Origin of the sequence: Crossiella sp. CA-258035 (genome assembly GCF_030064675.1) — a bacterium.
Lineage (GTDB): Bacteria > Actinomycetota > Actinomycetes > Mycobacteriales > Pseudonocardiaceae > Crossiella.
This window is the reverse complement of record NZ_CP116413.1, coordinates 3,462,098-3,484,221: the sequence shown is the minus strand read 5'-3', so window position 1 is coordinate 3,484,221 and position 22,124 is coordinate 3,462,098. Positions and strand designations below refer to the sequence as shown.

20 protein-coding genes are annotated in these 22,124 nt (G+C 71.1%); 6 read left to right on the top strand and 14 right to left on the bottom strand.

Annotated features, from left to right (window positions below; all coding sequences use genetic code 11):
* Nucleotide 1: 1 nt before the first annotated feature.
* The 8 genes from chvE to N8J89_RS16035 all read right to left on the bottom strand — a co-directional run bounded on the left by chvE (nucleotide 2) and on the right by N8J89_RS16035 (nucleotide 11,365).
* Nucleotides 2–1,087, bottom strand: coding sequence for a multiple monosaccharide ABC transporter substrate-binding protein (chvE, locus tag N8J89_RS16070; RefSeq protein ID WP_283665149.1), 1,086 nt, complete (start codon nucleotides 1,085–1,087; stop codon nucleotides 2–4).
* A 16-nt stretch (nucleotides 1,088–1,103) separates the two neighbouring features.
* The gene (gene araA / locus N8J89_RS16065; protein ID WP_283665148.1) at nucleotides 1,104–2,612 is read right to left on the bottom strand and encodes an L-arabinose isomerase; all 1,509 of its coding nucleotides are present in this window, start codon (nucleotides 2,610–2,612) and stop codon (nucleotides 1,104–1,106) included.
* Nucleotides 2,613–2,629: 17 nt separating this feature from the next.
* Nucleotides 2,630–3,283 carry an L-ribulose-5-phosphate 4-epimerase gene (locus tag N8J89_RS16060; RefSeq protein WP_283665147.1) on the bottom strand — a complete coding sequence of 218 codons (654 nt, stop codon included), beginning with the start codon at nucleotides 3,281–3,283 and terminating at the stop codon, nucleotides 2,630–2,632.
* Nucleotides 3,284–4,966 (bottom strand): ribulokinase, encoded by a 1,683-nt coding sequence (gene araB / locus N8J89_RS16055; RefSeq protein WP_283665146.1) that lies wholly within the window; start codon nucleotides 4,964–4,966, stop codon nucleotides 3,284–3,286.
* Between the two features lie 385 nt (nucleotides 4,967–5,351).
* Nucleotides 5,352–6,335, bottom strand: coding sequence for a LacI family DNA-binding transcriptional regulator (locus N8J89_RS16050; RefSeq protein WP_502868490.1), 984 nt, complete (start codon nucleotides 6,333–6,335; stop codon nucleotides 5,352–5,354).
* Between the two features lie 113 nt (nucleotides 6,336–6,448).
* Entirely contained in the window at nucleotides 6,449–7,471 is a 1,023-nt protein-coding gene (locus N8J89_RS16045; RefSeq protein WP_283665144.1) for a glycoside hydrolase family 43 protein, read from the bottom strand.
* Nucleotides 7,468–9,951 (bottom strand): alpha-L-arabinofuranosidase family protein, encoded by a 2,484-nt coding sequence (locus N8J89_RS16040; protein WP_283665143.1) that lies wholly within the window; start codon nucleotides 9,949–9,951, stop codon nucleotides 7,468–7,470. Before N8J89_RS16040 ends, N8J89_RS16045 begins: the two co-directional genes overlap by 4 nt.
* A 16-nt stretch (nucleotides 9,952–9,967) precedes the next feature.
* Nucleotides 9,968–11,365, bottom strand: a complete 1,398-nt coding sequence (locus N8J89_RS16035) for a glycoside hydrolase family 43 protein (RefSeq protein WP_283665142.1) — start codon at nucleotides 11,363–11,365, stop codon at nucleotides 9,968–9,970.
* 172 nt (nucleotides 11,366–11,537) lie between these two features.
* Between N8J89_RS16035 and N8J89_RS16030 the strand changes: the two genes are divergently transcribed.
* The 5 genes from N8J89_RS16030 to N8J89_RS16010 are packed head-to-tail and all read left to right on the top strand — an operon-like array spanning nucleotide 11,538 to nucleotide 17,098.
* Nucleotides 11,538–12,497: an ABC transporter substrate-binding protein gene (locus N8J89_RS16030; RefSeq protein ID WP_283665141.1), complete on the top strand. Its 960-nt coding sequence runs from the start codon at nucleotides 11,538–11,540 to the stop codon at nucleotides 12,495–12,497.
* A gap of 29 nt (nucleotides 12,498–12,526) precedes the next feature.
* The gene (locus N8J89_RS16025; protein ID WP_283665140.1) at nucleotides 12,527–14,071 is read left to right on the top strand and encodes a sugar ABC transporter ATP-binding protein; all 1,545 of its coding nucleotides are present in this window, start codon (nucleotides 12,527–12,529) and stop codon (nucleotides 14,069–14,071) included.
* Nucleotides 14,068–15,081, top strand: coding sequence for an ABC transporter permease (locus N8J89_RS16020; RefSeq protein ID WP_283665139.1), 1,014 nt, complete (start codon nucleotides 14,068–14,070; stop codon nucleotides 15,079–15,081). The genes N8J89_RS16025 and N8J89_RS16020 overlap by 4 nt, the downstream gene beginning before the upstream one ends.
* Nucleotides 15,078–16,085, top strand: a complete 1,008-nt coding sequence (yjfF, locus tag N8J89_RS16015) for a galactofuranose ABC transporter, permease protein YjfF (protein ID WP_502868453.1) — start codon at nucleotides 15,078–15,080, stop codon at nucleotides 16,083–16,085. The genes N8J89_RS16020 and yjfF overlap by 4 nt, the downstream gene beginning before the upstream one ends.
* A gap of 17 nt (nucleotides 16,086–16,102) precedes the next feature.
* On the top strand, nucleotides 16,103–17,098 hold the full coding sequence (locus N8J89_RS16010) for a TerC family protein (protein WP_283666179.1): 996 nt from the start codon (nucleotides 16,103–16,105) through the stop codon (nucleotides 17,096–17,098).
* Here N8J89_RS16010 and N8J89_RS16005 read toward each other — a convergent pair.
* From N8J89_RS16005 to N8J89_RS15985, 5 genes are all read right to left on the bottom strand, one after another.
* Nucleotides 17,090–17,578: a GNAT family N-acetyltransferase gene (locus N8J89_RS16005; RefSeq protein ID WP_283665138.1), complete on the bottom strand. Its 489-nt coding sequence runs from the start codon at nucleotides 17,576–17,578 to the stop codon at nucleotides 17,090–17,092. The two genes, N8J89_RS16010 and N8J89_RS16005, sit on opposite strands and share 9 nt — an antisense overlap.
* A 40-nt stretch (nucleotides 17,579–17,618) precedes the next feature.
* Nucleotides 17,619–18,506 (bottom strand): hypothetical protein, encoded by an 888-nt coding sequence (locus tag N8J89_RS16000; protein WP_283665137.1) that lies wholly within the window; start codon nucleotides 18,504–18,506, stop codon nucleotides 17,619–17,621.
* Between the two features lie 5 nt (nucleotides 18,507–18,511).
* A complete protein-coding gene (locus N8J89_RS15995) occupies nucleotides 18,512–19,018 on the bottom strand; it encodes a SigE family RNA polymerase sigma factor (RefSeq protein ID WP_502868452.1) in 507 nt (168 codons plus the stop codon).
* Nucleotides 19,019–19,096: 78 nt separating this feature from the next.
* Nucleotides 19,097–19,246, bottom strand: a complete 150-nt coding sequence (locus N8J89_RS15990; RefSeq protein WP_283665136.1) for a hypothetical protein — start codon at nucleotides 19,244–19,246, stop codon at nucleotides 19,097–19,099.
* Between the two features lie 57 nt (nucleotides 19,247–19,303).
* The gene (locus tag N8J89_RS15985; protein ID WP_349497488.1) at nucleotides 19,304–19,768 is read right to left on the bottom strand and encodes a carboxylesterase family protein; all 465 of its coding nucleotides are present in this window, start codon (nucleotides 19,766–19,768) and stop codon (nucleotides 19,304–19,306) included.
* 54 nt (nucleotides 19,769–19,822) lie between these two features.
* Between N8J89_RS15985 and N8J89_RS15980 the strand changes: the two genes are divergently transcribed.
* Nucleotides 19,823–20,617: an acetoacetate decarboxylase family protein gene (locus N8J89_RS15980; RefSeq protein WP_283665135.1), complete on the top strand. Its 795-nt coding sequence runs from the start codon at nucleotides 19,823–19,825 to the stop codon at nucleotides 20,615–20,617.
* On the opposite strand, the gene N8J89_RS15975 is transcribed toward N8J89_RS15980, so the two are convergent.
* Complete coding sequence (locus N8J89_RS15975) at nucleotides 20,604–22,082, bottom strand: aldehyde dehydrogenase family protein (RefSeq protein ID WP_283665134.1); 1,479 nt, start codon at nucleotides 22,080–22,082, stop codon at nucleotides 20,604–20,606. The genes N8J89_RS15980 and N8J89_RS15975 overlap by 14 nt on opposite strands.
* Nucleotides 22,083–22,124: the final 42 nt, after the last annotated feature.

The following is a 22,124-nucleotide window of genomic DNA, read 5'->3' as shown; positions in this document are numbered from 1 at the left end:
GTTACTTCAGCTGGCCCTCGGTGTAGTAGCCGGAGTCCAGCAGCACCTTGCGGTAGTTGTCCTTGTCCACCGCGACCGGCTGGAGCAGAAAGGAGGGCACCACCTTGACGCCGTTGTGGTAGTCCTTCTCGTTGTTCACCTCGGGCTTGCGGCCCTGCAGCGCCGCGCCCGCCATGTTCGCGGCCACCTTGGCCAGCTCCCTGGTGTCCTTCTGCACGGTGGAGTACTGCTCCCCCGCGATGATCGACTTTACCGAGGCCACCTCGGCGTCCTGCCCGGTGACCACCGGGTAGGGCCGGTCCGCGCTGCCGTAGCCGTTGCTCTTGAGCGCGGACAGGATGCCGATGGACAGCCCGTCGTACGGCGAGAGCACACCGTCCACTCTGGACCCGGTGTAGGTCTTGGTGAGGATGTCCTCCATCCGGCGCTGCGCGGTGGCCGGTTCCCAGCGCAGGATCGCCACCGTGCCGAAGTCGCGCTGGCCGCTGCGCACCACCAGGGTGCCCGCGTCGATCAGCGGCTGGAGCACGGACATGGCGCCGTTGAAGAAGTACGGGGCGTTGTTGTCATCCGGCGAACCGCCGAACAGCTCCACCGAGTACGGCCCCGCGCCGCGCGCCTTCAGCCCGGCCAGCAGCGAGTTGGCCTGTTCCACGCCGACCCGGAAGTTGTCGAAGGTGGCGTAGTAGTCCACCGCGGGGCTGTTGCGGATCAGCCGGTCGTAGGCGATGACCGGGATCTTGGCGGCCGCGGCCTGTTGCAGCTGCGAGCTGAGCGCGGTGCCGTCGATGGAGGCCACGATCAACGCCTTGGCGCCCTTGGTGATCTGGTTCTCCAGCTGGTTGGCCTGGGTCGGGATGTCGTTCTCCGCGTACTGCAGGTCGACCCGGAAACCCTGCGCCTCCAGGGCTTTGCGGATGTTGTCGCCGTCGTGGATCCAGCGCTCGGAGGACTTGGTCGGCATGGTCACACCGACCAGCGCGCCCTCAGCGGAGGCGCCCTGCTGGTCGACGGTCTTGACCGAGGAGCCGCAGGCGGTGAGCGTGGCCAGCAACGCGACCAGGGCCGCGGATCGTGGAAACCTCATTGTTCCTCCCTGATTCTCAGCGCAGGCCCTGCGCGAGCCGGTGGTAGGCCTGGTTCCAGCGCAGCCGGTCGGTGAACTCATCGGTGGTGGTTCGCTCGTCGATGAGCGCCAGCTCGACGTCGAGGATCCGCGCCAGGTCGCGCAGCGGCTCGGCGCCGACGGCCTGGGTGAGCACGGTGTGGTGCGGCCCGCCCGCGGTGAGCCAGCACTCCGCGGAGGTCGACAGCGAGGGCGCGGGCTGCCACACCGCGCGCGCCACCGGCAGGTTCGGCAGCGGCTCGTCCGGCGGCACCACCTGGACCTCGTTGGCGGTCAACCGGAACCGGTCGCCGAGGTCGGCCAGGCCGATGACCACCGCGGCGCCGGGCTCGGCGTCGAAGACCAGCCGCACCGGGTCCTCCCGGCCGCCGATGCCCAGCGGGTGGATCTCACAGGAGGGCTGCCGCGCGGCGATGCTCGGGCACACCTCCAGCATGTGCGCGCCCAGGATCTTCGGCTCACCCGGCCCGAAGTGGTAGGTGTAGTCCTCCATGAACGAGGTGCCGCGCCCGGTGCCCTCGCCCATCGCCTTCACCGCGGCCAGCAGCGCCGAGGTCTTCCAGTCGCCCTCGCCGCCGAAGCCGTAGCCGTCGGCCATCAGCCGCTGCACGGCCAGGCCCGGCAGCTGGCGGAGTCCGCCGAGGTCCTCGAAGTTGGTGGTGAACGCGCCGAAGCCGCCCTCCACCAGGAACCGGCGCAGCCCGCACTCGATCCGGGCGGCGTAGCGCAGCGACTCGTGCCGCGCCCCGTCCCGCCCCAGTTCCGGTGCCAGCCGGTAGGTCTCGGCGTACTCGGCGACCAGCAGGTCGACTTCCGCCTCGCTCGCCTCGGCCACCAGCTCGACCAGGTCGTTGACGCCGTAGGTGTTCACCGAGACGCCGAGCTTCAGCTCCGCCTCGACCTTGTCGCCCTCGGTCACCGCGACATCGCGCATGTTGTCGCCGAACCGCGCCAGCCGCAGGTTGCGCAGGTGCTGCGCCCCGGTCGCGGCGCGGGCCCAGCCGTCGATCCGCTCGATCACGTGCGGCTCGCGCACGTGGCCCGCCACGGTCTTGCGGGCCAGCCCGATCCTGGTCTGGGCGAAACCGAACTCGCGGTCACCGTGCGCGGCCTGGTTGAGGTTCATGAAGTCCATGTCGATGGTCGCCCACGGCAGCGCCTCGTTGAGCTGGGTGTGCAGGTGCAGCAACGGTTTCCGCAGCAGGTCCAGGCCGGAGATCCACATCTTGGCCGGGGAGAAGGTGTGCATCCAGGCGATCACCCCGACACAGGCCGGATCGCCGTTGGCCTCGTGCAGCACCGCCCGGATCGCCCCGGCGTCGGTGAGCACCGGACGCCAGATGACCTCCACCGAGAGCCTGCCGGACTCGGTGAGCATCCGCTGGATCCACTGGGACTGCGCGGCGACCTGCGCCAGCGTCTCCGGCCCGTAGAGGTGCTGGCTGCCCGTGAGGAACCAGACTTGGGGCTTGGCCGCGACCGGCATCGTCACTCCTCGCGGGCTCACTGCCCGTATACGTTCTGGTAGCGCTCGTACAAGCTGTCGATGTCTTGCTGGGCAAGGGATTCCGGCGAACCGAGCTGCCTGGCGAAGTGCACGGTGCGGGCCACGTCCTCCACCAGCACCGCGGCCTTGACCGCAGCGCGGGCGTCCGCGCCCACGGTGAACGGGCCGTGGTTGCGCATGAGCACCGCAGGAGACCGGCTGGCGCGCAAGGTGTCCACGATGCCGCGCCCGATCGAGTCGTCGCCGATGAGCGCGAACGGCCCGACCGGGATCTCGCCGCCGAACTCATCGGCGATCATGGTGAGCACGCACGGGATCGGCTCGCCGCGCGCGGCCCATGCGGTGGCGTACGGCGAGTGGGTGTGCACCACCCCGCCGATCTCGGGCAGGTGCCGGTAGACATAGGCATGCGCGGCGGTGTCCGAGGACGGGGCCAGCTCGCCCTCCACCAGGTTGCCGCGCAGGTCGGTGACGACCATGGCGTCCGGGGACAGCTCGTCGTAGGAAACCCCCGACGGTTTGATCACCATCAGGTCGTGGCCGGGCACCCGCGCGGAGATGTTGCCCGCGGTCCAGCTGACCAGCTCGTAGCGGGTCAGCTCACGGTGCAGTTCGGCGACGGTGCGGCGCAGTTCGGCGGTGACCGACATCTAGCCCTTCCTCTCCAGCGCGGCGCGGCGGTGGGCGCGCAACCGGTGCATGACCTCGTTGGCGCCGCGGCCGAAGTAGTCGTGCAGCTGCCGGTACTCGCGGTACAACTGTTGGTAGACCTCGACATTGGCCGGATCCGGCTGGTAGACGCCCCGGCGCACCGACCCCATGGCCGCCGCGGCCGCCCTGATGTCCGGGTACGCGCCGGCGGCCACCGCGGCGTGCAGCGCCGAGCCGAGCGCGGGTCCCTGGGCCGAACCGCTGACCGACAGCGGCAGCCCGGTCACATCGGCGTAGATCCGCATCAGCAGCTCGTTGCGCAGCAACCCGCCCGCCACGACCAGCTCGGTGACCGGCACTCCCGCCTCGGCGAAGGTGTCGATGATGGTCCTGGTGCCGAAGGCGGTGGCCTCCAGCAGCGCGCGGTAGACGTCCTCGGGCCGGGTGGCCAGGGTCTGCCCGACCACCACGCCGGAGAGCTCGTGGTCGACCAGCACCGACCGGTTGCCGCTGTGCCAGTCCAACGCGACCAGCCCGTGCTCGCCGACGGCCTGCGCCGCGGCCAGTTCGGTCAGCAGCTCGTGCACGGAGATGCTGCGTTCGCGGGCCCGCTCGTGGTACTCCGGCGGCACCTGGGTTCGGGTGAACCAGGCGAAGATGTCGCCTACCCCGCTCTGCCCGGCCTCGTAGCCCCACAGCCCCGGCACGATCCCGCCGTCGACCACCCCGCACATGCCGGGCACCGCGCGCAGCACGGCTCCGTTCATCACGTGACAGGTGGAGGTCCCCATGATCGCCACCATCTGCCCCGGCTCCACGGCCTGTGCCGCGGGCGCGGTCACGTGCGCGTCCACGTTGCCAACGGAGACCGCGATCCCCTGCCGCAACCCGGTCCACGCCGCCGCCTGCGCGCTGAGCCCACCCGCCCGCTCCCCGAGCGCGGAGAGCGGATGCGCGAGCTTGTCCTCGACGAACCCGGCGAAGGCAGGGTTCAGCGCCGTCAGGAACTCCCGGTCCGGGTAGGCCCCGTCCTGGTGGATCCCCTTGTACCCGGCGGTGCACGCGTTGCGCGTGTAGCTCCCGGTGAGCTGCCAGACGATCCAGTCCGCGGCTTCCACCCAGTGCGCCATGGCCGAGTAGACGGCGGGAGCCTCCTCCAGCAGCTGAAGCCCCTTGGCGAACTCCCACTCCGAGGAGATCAGCCCGCCGTAGCGCGGCAGCCAGCTCTCCGCACGCTGCCGGGCCACCTCGTTGATCCGGTCGGCCTGCGGCTGGGCCGCGTGGTGCCGCCACAGCTTCACGTAGGCGTGCGGCTCTTCGGCGAACTCCGGCAGCTCGCACAACGGCGTCCCGTCGGCGGTGACCGGAACCATGGTGCAGGCGGTGAAGTCGGTCCCGATGCCGATGATCCGCTCACTGTCCACACCGGACAGTCGCACCGCCTCGGGCACCGCGGTCCGCAACACCTCGACGTAGTCGGCGGGCACCTGCAACGCCCAGTCCGGCGGCAGCGCCCGCCCGGTGCGCGGCAGCACGTCATCCAGCACCCCGTGCCGGTACTCGTGCACCGCGGAACCCAGCTCGGCCCCGTCCCGCACCCGCACCACCACGGCCCGCCCGGACAACGTGCCGAAGTCGACGCCCACGACACACGCGCCGGGATCGGTTGGCAGCTCAGTCACACCGCGATTGTTATCGCTAACATTTGACCCGTCAAGCCTGCGAATACCAGCTTCGCCAGCTCCTGGTGAACGTGCACATGGCAGCACGAATCCGCAGCCGGCCCGCGAGCCGTCCCGGCCACGCAACGGCACGCAACGCGCCCGATACGGACCCGCGAAGCCCAGCCGAAACCCACCGCCGTGTTGGCCGTTGCCGTACGCCGTGTTGGCCGTTATCTACGGCGTGTTGGCCGTTATGGGACGGTGTGTTGGCCGCTATGGGCGGTGCGTTGGCCATTGTGGGGGGTGCCGTTGACCGATGGGCGTACCAGTTCGGCCAATACCGTGTACGACAACGGCCAACACGGCGGTGGGTTGCTTCCGCGGGCACCCGGCCCGCTGCGACTCAGGCGGGCGGCGCGACGCTCTCTCGCACCACCAGGTCAGGCGCGATGGTCCGGCACGGTTCCGCCGTCTCCCCCTCGCTGACCTGGGCCAGCAACAGCCCCAGCGTCTCCCGCGCCACCGCCGCGAAGTCCGGTCGCACCGTGGTCAGCGGCGGGATGAAGTACGCGGCCTCGGGCACGTCGTCGAAGCCGACCACGCTGACCTCCCACGGCACCCGCCTGCCCCGCTCGCTCATCGCGCGCAGCACGCCCAGCGCCAGGTGGTCGTTGGCCGCGAACACCGCTGTCACCTCCGGCATCCTGGCCAGCATCTGCCCGGCCTGGTACCCGGCCGCCGCGCTCCAGTCCGCGGGCAGCACCGGCGGCACCTCCGCGCCTGCCAGGTCCAGCGCCCGCTGCCAGCCGCTCACCCGGCCCGCGGCGTCGAACCAGTCCGCGGGGCCGGAGACGTGCCAAACCGTCTTGTGGCCCACGTCGAGCAGGTGCTTGGTCGCGGCGAAGGCTCCTGCCGCCTGGTCCACGGTGACCAGGGGGGTGGGGCGGTCCGGGTCGCCGTCCACGGTGACCAGCGGGACCCCAGCCGGGATGTCGGCTAGGGCGTCGCTGGCCGAGGCGGTGGGCGCGATGACCACGATGCCGGCCACCCGCTGGTCGCGGTGCCGTTCCACCGCCGCGGCGATCGACTCCCGGTCCAGCACCCGGACCCGGCCCACGCTGACCGCGAACCCGGCCTCGCCCGCCGCCTCCTCGAAGGCGGACAGCAGCGAGGCCGGGCCGTAGAGCGTCGAGTTCTGCGTGACCACGCCGATGAGCTGGGACTTCCCGGTGACCAGGGCACGCGCCGCCCGGTTGGGCCGGTAGCCCAGCTCCTTGATCGCGGCGCGCACCCGCAGCCTGGTCTGCTCGCGCACGTTGGGGTGGTCGTTGAGCACCCGCGACACCGTCTGGTGCGAGACCCCGGCGAGCCGGGCGACATCGGTCATCGCGGGGTCACGGGTGGCCCTGCTGTCCACAGACGATCTCCGATCCTCGACCTTCGGCGTCCGATGTTAGCGATAACACCCACCGGACCCGACGCTGACACACCCATTCTCCACTAGTTCAGCGGGCTCGCACCGCCGTTGGGCACCCCGAAGTCCGGGCTGCCGTCGGCCTTCCAGCGCAGCCTCTTCACCCTGGTGTGCCGGTTGGGGTCGAACAGCGGGTCGCCGGTGATGTCCCGGTAGTCCCTGGCGTGGTAGACCAGCACGTCCGCGCCGCCGACCGTGGTGAACGAGTTGTGGCCTGGCCCGTACTGGCTGGTGCCCGCGTTGCTGCTGAACACCGGGCCGGGCGACTTCACCCAGGAGCGCGGGTCGACCAGGTTCGCATCGGCCTTGGCGGTGAGCAGGCCCATGCAGTAGCGGGCGTCGGTGGCGCTGGCGGAGAAGGTGACGAACACCCGGCCGTTGCGGACGAGCACCGCGGGGCCCTCGTTGACCTTGAAGCCCTGGGTCTCCCAGGACTCCGTCGGCACCGCGATGCGCACCGGTGTGCCGCGCAATGCCAGCGGCGAGGCCATCTCGGCGATGTAGAGGTTGCTGTTGGTGGCGATGCCGGGTTCGCTCTGCGCCCACAGGAAGTACCGCTTGCCGCGGTGGGCGAAGGTGGTCGCGTCCAGGGTGAAGGTGTCCCAGGCGGTCTGCACCTGGCCGCGCAGCACCCAGCCGGCCGCGCGCGGGTCGGCGGCGGCGGACTCCAGCACGTAGGTGCGGATGCGGAACGGCTCGTCGGAGTCGCCCGCGGCGAAGTAGACGTACCACTTCCCGCCGACCCGGTGCAGTTCCGGCGCCCAGATGTGCCCGCCCATCCGGCCCGAGGCCGGACGCCGCCAGATCACCGTCTCCGCCGCCGCGCCCAGACCCTCCACAGTGGACGCACCGCGGATGATGATCCGGTCGTACTCGGGCACCGAGCCGGTGAAGTAGTACCGGCCGCCGACCGGCAGGGTGATGAACGGGTCGGCCCGCTGGCGGATCAGCGGCTGGCTGGCCGGTGCGGCGGCGGCCAGCGGGAGGGCGCTCGCGGCGGCGAGCACACCGCCCGCACGCAGCAGGGAACGTCGGTCGAAGGCGGTCACGGGCGGCTCCGATCCTTGATGCGCAGGAAGGTGATCGAGTGCGGCGGGAAGGTGTGGGTGAAGGAGTTGGACACCCGCACCTGCGAGGTGCGTGGCCGGATCGGCTGACCGGCCTGGGTGTTGAGGTCCTCGGGGCTGCCCTGCAGGGTGGTGGCCCGTGCGATGGGCTGGACCTGGGTGTCGCGCCCCAGGTCCAGCCGCACCCGCGCCGCGTCCGCCTGGGCGTTGACCACCTTGACGATCAGTTCCCCGGTGGCGAGGTCCCTGGTGACCACCTGGCGGAACGGCTCCGCCTTGCGGTCGTCGGTGAACTCGCCCCACCGCTGACCGTCCAGGAAGAGCGCGACGTGCCTGCCGCGGACCTCCACCCGCAGGTCGTAGGTGCGGCCGGTCTCGATCCTGGTGTCCTTCTCCAGCAGCGTGCTCTTGCCGCCGGACTCGGTCTTCTCCACCGCGGAGCGGGTGTTGTCCCAGCCGCCGAGGTTCCACCAGTAGAGGTTGCCGGTGTCCTTGACGCCGAAGGCGACCAGGAAGCCCTCCTTGCCGGACTGCTTGGTGGCCTTGAGGTTGAGCGTGTAGTCCCGCCAGGCCGGATCGCCCGCGGTCACCAGGGTGTTCTCCGCGGTGGCGTCGGACTGGACGTAGGCGCCGTCGCGCACCGCCCAGTTACCGCGCCCGGCGACTTTGGCCCAGCGGGCGTCGGTGCCGGAGAAGTCCTCGGTGAACAGGGTTCGGCCATCGGCCGCGGTCACCCGCACGTCGTCGTAGCTCGCCGCGGTGGCCCAGGTGGACAGGCCGATCGCGCCGCTGATCGGCTCCATTGTGGACGGTGTGGCGGATGCCGTGCTGGGCACCACGTGGTCGCCCACGTTGGTCATGAACAGCTTCTGCGTCTCGTAGCTGGTCGATCCCCAGGAAGCGTGGTTGTTGAACCAGATCAGGTCCGGCCGCCACTGCACCACGTCCTCGTTGGCCAGCAACGGCGCGTAGGAGGCGAGCTTGACCACGTCGGCGTTGCGCTCCAGGCCGGTCATGAACGCGGCCTCGGCCAGGGAGTTGCGCCACCGGTTGTCCTGGGAGGCGTACTCGCCGAGGAAGACCTTGGGGCCCTTGCGGTCATAGCTGTCGTAGCGCTGGTTGTTCTCCAGGAACCAGCTGGGGCTGTTGTAGTAGTGCTCGTCCACCATCGCCACCCCGGCCTGGCGGTTGAGCTGCCAGAGCCGGTCGAAGGTGGCGCCGGTGTCGTCGGGACCGGAGTTGCCGACCACCGTGATCTCCGGGTGCTTGGCCGTGATGGCCTTGCGGAACTCGGTGAAGTGGGCGAAGTACTCCTCCGGCAGGTTCTCCTCGTTGCCGACCGCGAGGTGGGTGAGCCGGAACGGCGCCGGGTGGCCCATCTCGGCGCGCTTGCGGCCCCAGGTGGAGGTGGCGGGACCGTTGGCGAACTCGATCAGGTCCAGGGTGTCCTGGATGTGCCGCCGCAGCAGCTCCGGGTCCTTGGTGGCCTGGTTCTGGCCGCAGCCGGTGACCAGCGCGGGCACCACCGGCAGCGGCATCGCGCCGATGTCCTCGGCGAACTGGAAGTACTCGAAGTAGCCGAGGCCGTAGGACTGGTTGTAGCCCCAGAAGTTCCAGTTGGTGGCCCGCTGCTCGACCGGGCCGATGGTGTCCTTCCACTGGTAGGACCGGCGGCGCTCGTAGTTCGGCGCCTCGTAGCCGTAGTGGCTGCCGGTGTTGACCAGGCAGCCGCCCGGGAAGCGGACGAAGCCCGGTTTGAGCGCGGCGATCTTCTCGGCCAGGTCGCGGCGCAGGCCGTGGTTCTTGTAGGTGTCCCTGGGCAGCAGCGACACCATGTCCAGCCGCAGCGTGCCCGCTCCCCCGCCGGTGACCCGCAACCGGCCGGTGCTGCTGGTGGTGCGGGCGCGGAAGCTGCCGGTGTACTTGGTCCAGCCGTCGCCGCGGACGTGGATCCGCAGCGGTGCGGCCAGGTCCTGGCCCGCCGGGTCGGTCAGCGCGACCGACAGCGGGGTCCCGGCGGCGACGTCGGTGCGCGCCCAGACCGAGAAGTCGTAGGACTGGCCCTCGCGCACCGCGATCCCGGTGTTGTAGCCGGAGTTCACCACCCCACCGGGCAGGCGGAGCTTGAGGTAGCGGCGGTTGCGCTCGTTCAGCCGCCCGGCGTCGTCGGCCACCTCGGCCACGCCACCGGTGGGCGACCAGGAGGTCAGGCCGGTGTAGGCGGCGGTGTCGGCCCTGTCGTACTCGAAGGAGCGGTTCTGCACCAGCTCGGCGTACAGGCCACCGTCGGCGGCGCGGTTGATGTCCTCGAAGAAGACGCCGTACATGGAGTCGTCGATGGCCGGGCCCTTGCCCGCCGGGTCGATGGTCAGGGTGTAGTCGGTGTCGGCGGCCGCGCCCGCAGCGGGCAGGGCCACCAGCAGACTCGCCGCGAGCGCGGCGCAGAGCAACAAGCGGGACACGCGATCTCCTGTGGGGTCAGGGGAAAGCCGCGCGGACGCGGTCGAGCTCGGCCTTGGTGATCGGCAGCACGGTGCCGTGGCGGGGGCTGCGCGGCAGCGCGTGGCTCGCGGAGGGGGTCCAGCGGCCGGAGGCGAGATCCGTTGTCTCGAACGGGATGTAGCCGCGTCCGCCGAACTCGTCGATGAACAGGTACCACTTGCGCTCGGTGTTGGACTTGAACACCGTCGGACCCTCGCCCTGGCTGATCGCGCCCTTGCCGATGCAGTCGGCGAGGAAGTCGTACTTGGTGGCGCGCAGGTTCGCCGACTTCTCCGCCAGGATGAACTTGCTGCACGGGGTGCTGGAGGAGTTGTTCCGCTCGTCCTTGGTGAAGCGGTAGTAGGTGTTGCCGTCCTTGATCACGGTGGAGTCGATGACCGAGTAGCCGGGGTCCACCCACACCTTGGGCTGGCTGAAGGTGCGGAAGTCGCGGGTGGTGGCGTAGAGCATCCGGTTGTGCGTGTTGCCGGTGTGCTGCGGGTCATTGGCGGCGTAGATCTTGGACGCCCAGAACACCACGTACGCGCCGATGGAGGTGTCGTAGTAGGCCTCGGGGGCCCAGGTGTTGCCCGCGGTGTCCGGTGAGACGCGCACGTGCCGCTGCGCGGACCAGTGCACCAGGTCGGTGGACTCCCACACCTCGATGTGCTTGCTGCCGTGGCGCTGCGCGGCGTCCCAGTTGCCGTTGCCGTGGATCCGCAGGTCGGTGGCGATCAGGTAGAACTTGTCGCCCTCCGGCGAGCGGATGATGAACGGGTCCCGCACGCCCTTGTCGCCCTTGTCGGAGGTCAGCACCGGCTTGCCGCGGTTGAGCTCGTCCCAGCGCAGCGCGTCGTTGCCGCGGCTGGCCGCGAGGTAGACCTGCTCGCCGGTGGCGGTGCCCTCGCCGGTGAAGTAGCCGAACAGGTAGCCCTCGTAGGTGGCCTTGGCGGGCAGCGGGCGGGCGGTGACGTCGAAGCGGCGCTTCACCTGGCGGCCGCCGAGGCGGACGGTGGCGGTGAGGGTGGCGGTGGCCGGGGCCGCGCCGTGCGGCGGGCGGGTCAGCTCGCCGGTCTCGGTGATCACGTTGCGGCGGTTGGAGTGCCAGGACACGGTGGCGCCCGCGGACTCGGTCGGCAGGGTGATGTTGCCGCGCAGGTCGTGGGCGTCCCAGACGGTCAGCGCGTCGGCCGCGGCGGCCAGGGCCGCGTCGCCGTGGCCGGCGGCGGGGGCCACGGCGAACGCGGGGTCGGTGTCCGCCGGTTGCCCGGCGAGGGCGGGTCCGGCGAGGGTCTGGTCCACCGGCATGGCCTGCGCGGCTGGTGCGGCGGCCAGCGCGAGGGTGAGCGCCAGGGTGGTGAGCAGGGGGCGGGAGCGAGCAGGGGTTACCGGCATGACCGTGCTTCCGTCTCGAAGGGGAAGGTGCTCCGGGTCACAAAAGTGAGCGCTAACATAACCAGGGCTCGAAGAGGTGTCAACGCCGCGACATTCCCGTTACCGGCGGCTTGACGAGAAAGTTGTGAGCGCTCACTCTTGTGGCCCACCAACCGCTCCATCGGAGGAATCCGTGCTGAAGAAGATCACGACCGCCGCCAGCGTGGTCCTGTTGAGCGCACTCGCCGCCTGTGCCGGTGGCCAGCCGCCCGCCGGTCCGGGTGGCGCGATCACCATGGGCTTCGCCCAGGTGGGCGCCGAAAGCGGTTGGCGCACCGCCAACACCAAGTCGATCCAGGAGGCGGCCAAGGCCGCGGGCATCGAGCTGAAGTTCTCCGACGCGCAGCAGAAGCAGGAGAACCAGATCAAGGCGATCCGCTCCTACATCCAGCAGAAGGTCAGCGTGATCGCCTTCAGCCCGGTGGTGGAGACCGGCTGGGACACCGTGCTGCTGGAGGCCAAGCGGGCCAACATCCCGGTGATCCTGACCGACCGGGCGATCGACTCCGAGGACACCTCGCTCTACCGCACCTTCCTCGGCTCGGACTTCGTCGAGGAGGGCCGCAAGGCCGCGGACTGGCTGCTGACCAACTCCCAGGGCCCGGTGAACGTGGTCGAGCTCCAGGGCACCACCGGCGCGGCGCCCGCGATCGACCGCAAGAAGGGCTTCGAGGAGAAGATCGCCGCCCGGCCGGAGGTCAAGGTGGTGGCCTCGCAGACCGGTGACTTCACCCGCTCCGGCGGCAAGCAGGTGATGGAGGCGTTCCTGAAGTCCACCCCCAAGATCGACGTGGTGTACGCGCACAACGACGACATGGGGCTGGGCGCGATCGAGGCGATCAAGGCCGCCGGCAAGACGCCGGGCAAGGACATCCGGATCATCACCGTGGACGCGGTCCGGGACGGCATGCAGGCGCTGGCCAACGGTGAGATCAACTTCATCGTGGAGTGCAACCCGTTGCTGGGCAAGCAGTTGATGGAGCTGACCAAGAAGGTGCTGGCCGGTGAGCAGGTGCCGCCGCGGGTGGTCACCGAGGAGGGCACCTTCACCAGCGAGCAGGCCAAGGCCGCGCTGCCGACCCGCCAGTACTGACCCAGGAGCCGGACGACGAAGGCCGATCCATGACCGAGTCCCCGACACCCGCCGCCGAGCCGGTCGTCGACATGCGCGGGATCTCCCTGTCCTTCCCGGGGGTCAAGGCGCTGCAGGAGGTCGACTTCCGGCTGTTCCCCGGCGAGGTGCACGCGCTGATGGGCGAGAACGGCGCGGGCAAGTCCACCCTGATCAAGACCCTCACCGGGGTGCACACCGCGGACGCCGGCGTGGTGCGGTTGCACGGCGAGGTGGTCGAGTTCGCCACGCCGGGACAGGCCCAGCAGGCCGGGATCAGCACGGTGTACCAGGAGGTGAACCTGTGCCCCAACCTCACCGTGGCGGAGAACATCCTGCTCGGCCGGGAACCGCGCAGGTTCGGCCGGATCGACGGCAAAGCCATGCGCGCCAAGGCCGCCGGGCTGCTGGCGCGGATCGGGCTGGACATCGACCCGGCCTCCGCGCTGCACGTGCACCCGATCGCGGTGCGGCAGCTGGTCGCGATCACCAGGGCGATCGCGGTGGACTGCCGGGTGCTGGTGCTGGACGAGCCGACCTCCAGCCTGGACACCGAGGAGGTGGCGGAGCTGTTCCGGATCATCCGGGTGCTCCGCGCCGAGGGCGTGGCGATCCTGTTCGTCTCGCACTTCCTGGACCAGGTCTACGCCATCGCCGACCGGATGACCGTGCTGCGCAACGGTTGCCTGGTCGGCGAGTACCGCACCGCGGAGCTGGACCGGCGGTCGCTGGTCGGCGCGATGCTCGGCCGTGAGCTGGGCACCCTGGCCGAGATCGAGCGGGCCGCGCACCAGGAACGCCCGGCCGCGCCGGTGCTGCTGCGCGCCGAGGGCCTCGGCCGCCGGGGCGCGATCGCGCCGTTCGACCTGGAGATCCGCGCCGGGGAGATCGTCGGGCTGGCCGGGCTGCTGGGCTCCGGCCGCACCGAGCTGGCCAGGCTGCTGGCCGGGGCCGACCGCGCCGACTCCGGCAGGCTGCTGGTCGAGGGCAGGCCGCTGCGGGCGCGCGGGCCGCGCGGCGCGATCGCGGCCGGGATCGGCTTCTGCTCGGAGGACCGCAAGGGCGAGGGCCTGGTGGCCGACCTCAGCGTGCGGGAGAACCTGGTGCTGGCCAGCCAGGCCGCCCGCGGCTGGGCCCGGCCGCTGCCCCGCCGCACCCAGGACGAGCTGGTGGCCAAATACCTTGCCGCACTGGACATCCGGCCGGCCAACCCGGAGGCGCCGGTGGGCTCGCTCTCCGGCGGCAACCAGCAGAAGGTGCTGCTGGCCCGCTGGCTGGTGACCAAGCCCCGGCTGCTGATCCTGGACGAGCCGACCCGCGGCATCGACATCGGCGCCAAGGCCCAGATCCAGCAGCTGGTCACCGACCTGGCCGCGGAGGGCATGGCGGTGCTGTTCATCTCCGCGGAACTGGAAGAGGTGGTCCGGATCGCCGACCGGGTGGTGGTGCTGCGCGACCGGCACAAGGTCGCCGAGCTGGACGGCGCGAGCGCCAGCGTGGACGAGGTGGTCGAGCTGATCGCCAGCGGAACGGTGACGGAGAGGGCGGTCTCGTGAAGTCCCGGCTGTGGTGGCCGCTGCTGGCCCTGGGCGCGCTGCTGGCGCTCAACCTGGTGCTGGCGCCCGCGTTCTTCGCGCTGCGCTTCCAGGACGGGCACCTCTACGGCAGCCTGGTCGACGTCCTCAACAACGGCGCGCCCACCCTGCTGGTCGCGCTGGGCATGACCCTGGTCATCGCCACCCGCGGGGTGGACCTCTCCGTCGGCGCGGTGGCCGCCATCGCGGGCGCGGTGGCCTGCACGCACCTGGCCGGCTCGGCCGATCCCGGCGGTGCGGGCACCGCGGTCACCGCGATCGCGCTGGCGCTGGGCCTGTGCCTGGTGCTGGGCCTGTGGAACGGGTTCCTGGTGGCCGCGCTGGGCATCCAGCCGATCATCGCCACGCTGGTGCTGATGACCGCGGGCCGCGGCCTGGCCATGCTGCTCACCGAGGGACAGATCGTCACCGTGGACAACAGCGCCTACCGGGCGGTCGGCGCCGGTCACCTGGTGCTGCCGGTGTCGATCCTGATCAGCGGCGCCGCGGTGGCCGCGATCGCGCTGCTGACCAGGCGGACCGCGCTCGGCCTGCTGATCGAGTCGGTCGGGGTGAACCCGGAGGCGAGCAGGCTGGCCGGGGTGCGCTCCCGCCGGATCATCTGGACCTGCTACGTCTTCGCCGCGCTGTGCGCGGGCGTGGCCGGGCTGATGATCAGCTCGAACGTGAGCGCGGCGGATGCCAACAACGCCGGGCTGTGGATCGAGATGGACGCGATCCTGGCCGTGGTCATCGGCGGCACCTCGCTGGCCGGCGGCCGCTACTCCTTGGCCGGGACCGTGCTCGGCGCGCTGATCATCCAGACCTTGACCACGACCATCCACACGGTCGGCGTCGCCCCGGAGGTCACCCTGGTGCTCAAGGCGATCGTGGTGATCTGCGTGTGCCTGGCCCAGGCGCCGAAGGCCCGCGCGCTGCTGCGCCGCCTGGCGCCGGCCCGTGCCGAGACCACGAAGGCGGCCACGCCGTGACCAAGACCTTCCTGCCAGCCCGGTTCCGGCCGGTGCTGGTCACCTACACCCTGTTCGCACTGGTCTTCGGCGTGGGCGCGGTGGCCTACCCGGGTTTCGCCAGCGGCCAGGTGCTGCTGAACCTGTTGGTGGACAACGCCTTTCTCGTGGTGCTCGCGGTCGGCCTGACCTTCGTCATCCTCACCGGCGGCATCGACCTGTCGGTCGGCTCGGTGGTGGCACTGTCCACAATGGTCACCGCGACCGGGTTGCGGGCGGGCTGGCCGGTGCCGGTGGTGGTGGCCGCGGTGCTGGCCATCGGCTCGGTGCTGGGCCTGCTGATGGGGCTGGTGATCCACCACTTCGACATCCAGCCGTTCATCGTCACCCTGGCCGGGATGTTCCTGGCCCGCGGCCTGTGCTTCGTGATCAGCGTGGAGTCCATCCCGATCAAGGACCCGGCGTTCCGCGCGGTGGCCACCGCCACCCTTGACCTCGGCGGGCTCAACATCACCTACGGTGTGCTGGTCGCGCTGCTGACCGCGGCGGTGGCGGCCTACGTGCTGCACCTGACCCGCTTCGGCCGCACCGTGTACGCGGTCGGCGGCAGTGAGGCATCCGCGCGGCTGATGGGCCTGTCCGCCGGGCGGGTCAAGGTCGGCGTATACGTGATCAGCGGGTTCTGCTCCGCGCTCGGCGGGCTGCTGCTGAGCGTGTACATGCTCTCCGGCTACAGCCTGCACGCGGTGGGCATGGAGCTGGACGCGATCGCGGCGGTGGTGATCGGCGGCACCGTGCTCACCGGCGGCGCGGGCTACCTGGCCGGATCGCTGGCCGGGGTGCTGGTGCTGGGCGTGATCCAGACCCTGATCTCCTTCCAGGGCACGCTCAGCTCCTGGTGGACCAAGATCGTGATCGGGCTGCTGCTGCTCGCCTTCGTGGTGGTGCAGCGGGTGCTGCCGGGCGCGCGACGGGCACCTGATGCGGTCACACCGGCGGGTCGGTCCGCCATCGCGGCCCGGTGACCAGGTTGACTGTGGACATGCTGGAGATCAGTGTTTTCACCTGGGCGGTGACCATCAGCCTGGTCATCGCCCTGCTCGCGATCGACCTCATCTTGGCCGCGGTGCGCCCGCACAAGGTCGGTTTCGGCGAGGCGACCACCTGGTCGGTGGTCTACATCCTGGTCGCGATCGGCTTCGGCGTGTGGTTCGCCTGGCAGTACGGCGGGCAGTTCGGCACCGAGTACTTCGCCGGCTACATCGTGGAGAAGAGCCTCTCGGTCGACAACCTGTTCGTCTTCGTGATCATCATGACCACCTTCGCGGTGCCGGAGGAGCACCAGCACAAGGTGCTCACCTTCGGCATCGTGCTCGCGCTGATCATGCGCGCGATCTTCATCGCGCTGGGCGCCACGCTGCTGTCGCTGTTCTCCTTCATGTTCCTCATCTTCGGCCTGCTGCTGGTCTTCACCGCGGTGCAGCTGTTCCGGCACCGCAACGAGGACCCGGACGTGGAGAACAACATCATGGTGCGCACCGCGCGCCGCCTGTTCCCCACCACCGACACCTATGTCGGCGGCAGGCTGTTCACCAAGGTCGACGGCAAGCGGCTGGCCACCCCGCTGTTCGTGGTGCTGCTGGCCATCGGCAGCGTGGACCTGCTCTTCGCGCTGGACTCCATCCCCGCGGTCTTCGGCGTCACCGAGCAGCCCTACATCGTCTTCACCGCCAACGCCTTCGCCCTGCTCGGCCTGCGCGCGCTGTACTTCCTGGTCAAGGGTCTGCTGGACCGCCTGGTGTACCTGTCCACCGGCCTGGCGCTGATCCTGGCCTTCATCGGCGTGAAGCTGATGCTGCACTGGGCGCACGTGGACATCGACGAGCGGGTGCCGGAGATCTCCACCGCGGTCAGCCTCACCGTGATCATCGGGGTGCTGGTGGTGGTCACCGTGGCCAGCCTGCTCAAGACCCGCCGCGACCCCACCGCCAAGGCGCACGCCGGTTCCCTGCGCGCGCACCGGGAGGACTCAGACTGAGCCCAGCGCCCGCTCGAACCGCAACCCGGGACACCCGCTGAGCACCACCTCACCGGTGACGGTGAACCCGGCCTTGGTGAGCACGGCCCGCGACCCGGCGTTGTGCACGGCCGCCCGTGCCCTCAGGGAGGTCAGTCCGTAGTCCGTGGCCGCCAGCGCGCAGATCTGGTTCACCGCGCTGGTGGCCAGGCCACGGCCCGCCGCCTTCTCCGCGATCCGGAAACCCAGCTCGGCCGAGCCGTCGGCCAGATCGAGCAGGTTGATCCGGCCGAGCACCTCGCCGTCCTCGGCCAGCAGCAGGTGGAAGCGGCAGATCCCGGCTTCCTGCTCGGCGAGCAGGGCCTGGTGGCGTTCGGCGAAGTTGGCGAAGTAGTCGTCGCCGCGGTCGGGCACGGAGGCGGCGAAGTAGGCGCGGTTCGCCAGCTCGAAGGCGAGCACGGCGGGCGCGTGATCGGTGTGGAGGAGTTGCAGTTCCGGCATCAGGGCACTGTATCCGCGCGGCCGGAGTGGCGGAGCTCGGTCAGGGTGTGGGGAAGAGGGCCAGTTCGGGCGTGGTGGCGGCGGTGGTCAGCGCCTCCAGGCTGATCGGCGGCTCCGGCCGTGCCACCACGGCGTCCGCGATCCGGCCCGACCCCTCCGGTGCGTCGACCATCTTCGGGTTGTGGGAGAAGTTGGTGGCGAACAGGGAGATGCTGGTGCCCGCGTGGTGCACGTCGACGCTGTGCATGATCTGCCCGGGGTGCAGGCCGCTGCCGCTGAGCGCGATCACCGTCTCCCCCCTGGACCCCTTGCGCACCAAGCAGTTCCGGTCGGCGGACTGCCCAAGATCCGTGCACAGTCGCGTCTTCTCCGCCAGGCTCCGCTTGGTGCTCAGGCCGATGGTCACCGAGACCGAACCGGTGCCCTTCGCGTCGGTCACGTCCACCATGAGCTGGTAGCGGGGCTCGCCGTCCAGGTCCACCGCCCACACCTCGGTCGCCGCTCCCGCCGGGACGAGCCCGCTGCCGGTCTTCTCGGGCCGGGCGAGGGTCGCGCCGTGGGGCAGGGCGGGCAGCAGCACCTCGCGCAGCACGCAGGTCAGGCGCTTGACTGCGTGCTCGCTGGGCTCGGCCGGTTTCCGCAGGGGCTCCTCGTGCCGAGGCAGCCAGAGTGGCATGGTGGATTCCCGGTTCTGTTCAAGTTTGCCGCACCTGGCGGCTGGGCTGAGCGCCGGGCCATCACCCGGCAGCACCGCCGCAGCCACCGCGATCACCACCACCCCGGCCGCCGCCGCGGCCACCGTGCCGATCCGCCTGCGCCGCCGCGACCGGCGTCCGGCCGCCAGGGTCTCCTGGAGGTCCAGCCGCAGCGGTGGCTCATCGGTGTGCACGTAGGCCCGCAACTGCTCGCCCAGGGTCCGCTCTTCCACGTCCGTCACTCCTCCGTCATCTCGGCCAGCGCGGCCTCGCCGAGCCGGGCCCGCAGTGCGGCGACCCCACGCGCCGCCTGGCTCTTGACCGTGCCCTGTGCCACCTTGAGCAGCCTCGCGACCTCGGCTATCGGCAGGTCTTCCAGGTAGCGCAGCACCACCATGGCCCGCTGCTGGGGCGGCAGACCGGCCAGCGCGGCGGCCAGGTCCAGCCGGGTGTCGCTGTCCCGGACCGGCGCGGCCGGCCGCTCCGGCGGGTCGGCCACGCTGTGCTCCCGGCCCTTGCCGCGCGTGCTGCTGAGGAAGACGTTGACCAGCACACGGCGGGCGTAGGCGTCGACGGTCTCCCGCCGGATCCGCCGCCAGGACCGGTACAGCCGGATGAAGGTGGCCTGCACCAGGTCCTCGGCCAGGTGCCAGTCCCCGCACATCGCGTACGCCAGTCGCCGCAGGGCGGGGGCACGCGCGGTGAAGTACTCGGCGTAGTCCCGTTCCCACCCTGGGATGACCACAGTCGCTCCTCGTCGTCCGGCTGCCCGTAGTACCTGCCGGAGCACGGTGGAGGTTCAGCCGATCCCCGAGAAACCTGGTCAGCGACCGATCACCGCGGGCGGAACCAGCCGCACCAGCTCGCTGGGCAGGTCGAAGGCCAGTACCTGTCGCTCGTCAAGGGTGTACCCGGGCCAGCCCGCGTCACCAGTGCGGGCGAACCGGACCCACTCGGTCTGCGCCGCCTCCACCAGCTCCCGCTGCTGCTCCGGCGTGCCCGCCAGCAGCGGCGACCCGGCGAAGGCTTCTTAGGCGCCAGCGGACTGTCCGGCGAGGGTGACCTGGCCGGGGTCGCCGCCGAAGGCGGTGATGTTCTCCCGCACCCACTCCAGCGCGGCGAGCTGGTCCAGCAGGCCGAAGTTGCCCTCGCCCGCGGTGGTGCGCAGGTAGCCGAGCGCGCCGAGGCGGTAGTTCACGCCGACCACGACCAGGCCGCGGCGGGCCAGGTGCGCGCCGGAGTAGCAGGCGGCCGAGGCCGAGCCGAGCTGGAACAGGCCGCCGTGCAGCCACACCAGCACGGGCAGGCCCTCGGCGTCGGCCGGAGCCCAGACGTTGACGGTGAGGCAGTCCTCGCCGAAGCCGGGCACCGCCTTGGGCACCAGGCGGCTCGGCGCGGGGTCCTGGAGCGCGGCCAGGCCGGGCGCGACCGCCGGGCGGACGCCGCTGGTCAGGACGCCGCGCACGGCGCCGGCGGTGGTCGACACCGTGGTCATGTCCGCATTCTGCCAGCCGTTGTGTCGTTTGGGTCCAAACGTTATAACTGGGGCATGCAGGGCTTCCTCTACCCGCGCACCCCCAGCGGCCGGGCCGCGCTGGTGCCACCACCCCCGTGGCACTACTCCGGCGACCTGCTCACCGTGGAGTACCGCACCGACCCGGCCAAGGTGGCCGCCCTGCTCCCGCCGCCGCTGCGGCCCGCGCCCGAGGATCCCGGTGCGGTGGCGGTGATCTGGGCCGACTGGCAGTCCTGTTCGGACGGTCGGGCCGAGCTGCTGGACCCGGTGCGCAGCCAGTACAAGGAGTGTTTTGTGGTGGTGCGCTGTGAGTTCGAGGGCCGGGTCTACTCGCGGTGCGTCTACATCTGGGTGGACAAGGACTTCGCCCTCGCCCGCGGCCTGCACCAGGGCTATCCGAAGAAGCTGGGCAGCATCCACCAGACCCGCCCACACCCCTACGGCCCCGCCCCGCGGATCGAGCCGGGAGCCCGCTTCGGCGCGACCCTGGCGGCAGCGGACCGGCGACTGGCCGAGGCGGTGGTGGAGCTGGTGGAACCCGCTGCGCGCAACGGTTTTGTCAACGCCCACCCGATGGCGCACCACCGCTGGCTGCCCGGCATCGAACGCGGCGGCCCGGACGCGCTGGCCCAGCTCATCTCCTCCGGCGCGGCCTCAGTCGAGACCGGGCACCCCTGGCGCGGCAGGGCGGAGCTGCGCCTGTTCGACGCCCCCACCGAGGAGCTGGCCGACCTCACCGTCGAGGAGCCGCTGGACGCCTACTTCTGCCAGGTCGGCGTGACCTGGGACGGCGGCGCGGTGCTGGCCGAGCGGGTCACGGCAGGCTGATCCAGGTCGTGGTCAGGTCGGTGAACTTCTCCAGCGCGTGCCGCGACTTGTCCCGGCCGTGCCCGGAAAGCCCGATCCCGCCGAAGGGCACGCTCTCGTCCCCCTCTTCGTAGCAGTTCACCCAGACCGTGCCCGCGCGCAGCCGCCGCGAGACCCGGTGCGCCACCCCGAGATCCCCGGTCCACACCGCCGCGGCCAGGCCGTAGTCGCTGTCGTTGGCCAGCCGGACCGCCTCCTCCTCGGTGTCGAAGACCAGCACCGATAGCACCGGCCCGAAGACCTCCTCGCGGGCGATCCGCTGCTCCGGCCGCACCCCGGTGAGCACGGTCGGCGCGAAGTACGGTCCGCGCAAACCGGTCTCCACCGGTGCACCGCCGAGCCGCAGCTCCGCACCCTCGCTGACCGCCTGTGCCACGTGCGCCCGCACGCGACCCTGTTGCCAGGCACTGATCAAGGGACCCATCCTGGTCGCCGGGTCGAGCGGGTCGCCGGGGGCGAAGTCGGCGGCGCGGGCCTGGATCCGGGCCAGCACCCGCTCGGCGACCGGGCGCTGCACCAGCAGCCGGGAGCCGGCGGTGCACATCTGCCCTGCGTTGAAGAAGATCGACCAAGCGGCCGCGTCCGCCGCCGCGTCCAGGTCGGGCGCGTCGGCGAAGATCAGGTTCGGGGACTTGCCGCCCAGTTCCAGCCACACCCGCTTGAGGTTGGACCCGGCCGCGTGGCGCAGGAACTCCCGGCCCACCGCGGTGGAACCGGTGAAGGTCAGCACGTCCACACCGGGGTGCAGGCCGAGCGCGGCCCCGGTGAGCGGGCCCGGCCCGTTGAGCACGCTGACCACGCCGTCCGGGAACCCGGCCTCGGCGACCAGCCCGGCCAGGCGCAGCGCGGACAGCGGGGACTGCTCGGCCGGTTTGAGCAGCACCGTGTTGCCCGCGGCCAGCGCGGGGGCGAGCTTCCAGGCGGCCATGGTCAGCGGGAAGTTCCACGGGGTCACCGCGGCCACCACCCCGGCGGGGCGGCGGGTGACCAGGGCCAGCGCCGAGGCGTCGGTGTCGGCCACCTCGCCGGGCTCCTTGCCGGCCAGTTCGGCGTACCAGCGGAAGGTCCTGGCCACCGCGGGCACCTCGACGCCCAGCGCGTCGCTGATCGGCTTGCCCATCTCCACCGAGATCAGCAGCGCCAGCGACTCCGCCTCCCGCTCGATGAGTTCCGCCAGACGGAACAGACAAGCCGCGCGAGCCCTGGGCGCGAGTCCGGACCAGCGCGGGAAGGCCGCCCGCGCCGCGGTCACCGCACTGTCCACTTCGGACTCTCCGGCCACCCCGACCTCGGCCACCAGCCTGCCGTCCCGTGGCGAGAACACCGGCAGCGAGCCCGCCACCGGCACGAAGTCGCCACCGAGGAACACCCCGGCCGGATGCCGCAGCCCACCGGCCCGCTCCACCCACTGCTCCCGAGTCAGCACCGCGCCTCCACCCTTGACCCATCCGGCCGCACTCCGTACCGT

Excerpts from the sequence above, each read along its gene's own strand:
- chvE (WP_283665149.1), bottom strand. The coding sequence starts at position 1,087 with ATGAGGTTTCCACGATCCGCGGCCCTGGTCGCGTTGCTGGCCACGCTC.
- araA (WP_283665148.1), bottom strand. The coding sequence starts at position 2,612 with ATGCCGGTCGCGGCCAAGCCCCAAGTCTGGTTCCTCACGGGCAGCCAG.
- N8J89_RS16060 (WP_283665147.1), bottom strand. The coding sequence starts at position 3,283 with ATGTCGGTCACCGCCGAACTGCGCCGCACCGTCGCCGAACTGCACCGT.
- N8J89_RS16050 (WP_502868490.1), bottom strand. The coding sequence starts at position 6,335 with ATGACCGATGTCGCCCGGCTCGCCGGGGTCTCGCACCAGACGGTGTCG.
- N8J89_RS16035 (WP_283665142.1), bottom strand. The coding sequence starts at position 11,365 with ATGCCGGTAACCCCTGCTCGCTCCCGCCCCCTGCTCACCACCCTGGCG.
- N8J89_RS16025 (WP_283665140.1), top strand. The coding sequence starts at position 12,527 with ATGACCGAGTCCCCGACACCCGCCGCCGAGCCGGTCGTCGACATGCGC.
- N8J89_RS16010 (WP_283666179.1), top strand. The coding sequence starts at position 16,103 with ATGCTGGAGATCAGTGTTTTCACCTGGGCGGTGACCATCAGCCTGGTC.
- N8J89_RS16005 (WP_283665138.1), bottom strand. The coding sequence starts at position 17,578 with ATGCCGGAACTGCAACTCCTCCACACCGATCACGCGCCCGCCGTGCTC.
- N8J89_RS15985 (WP_349497488.1), bottom strand. The coding sequence starts at position 19,768 with ATGACCACGGTGTCGACCACCGCCGGCGCCGTGCGCGGCGTCCTGACC.
- N8J89_RS15980 (WP_283665135.1), top strand. The coding sequence starts at position 19,823 with ATGCAGGGCTTCCTCTACCCGCGCACCCCCAGCGGCCGGGCCGCGCTG.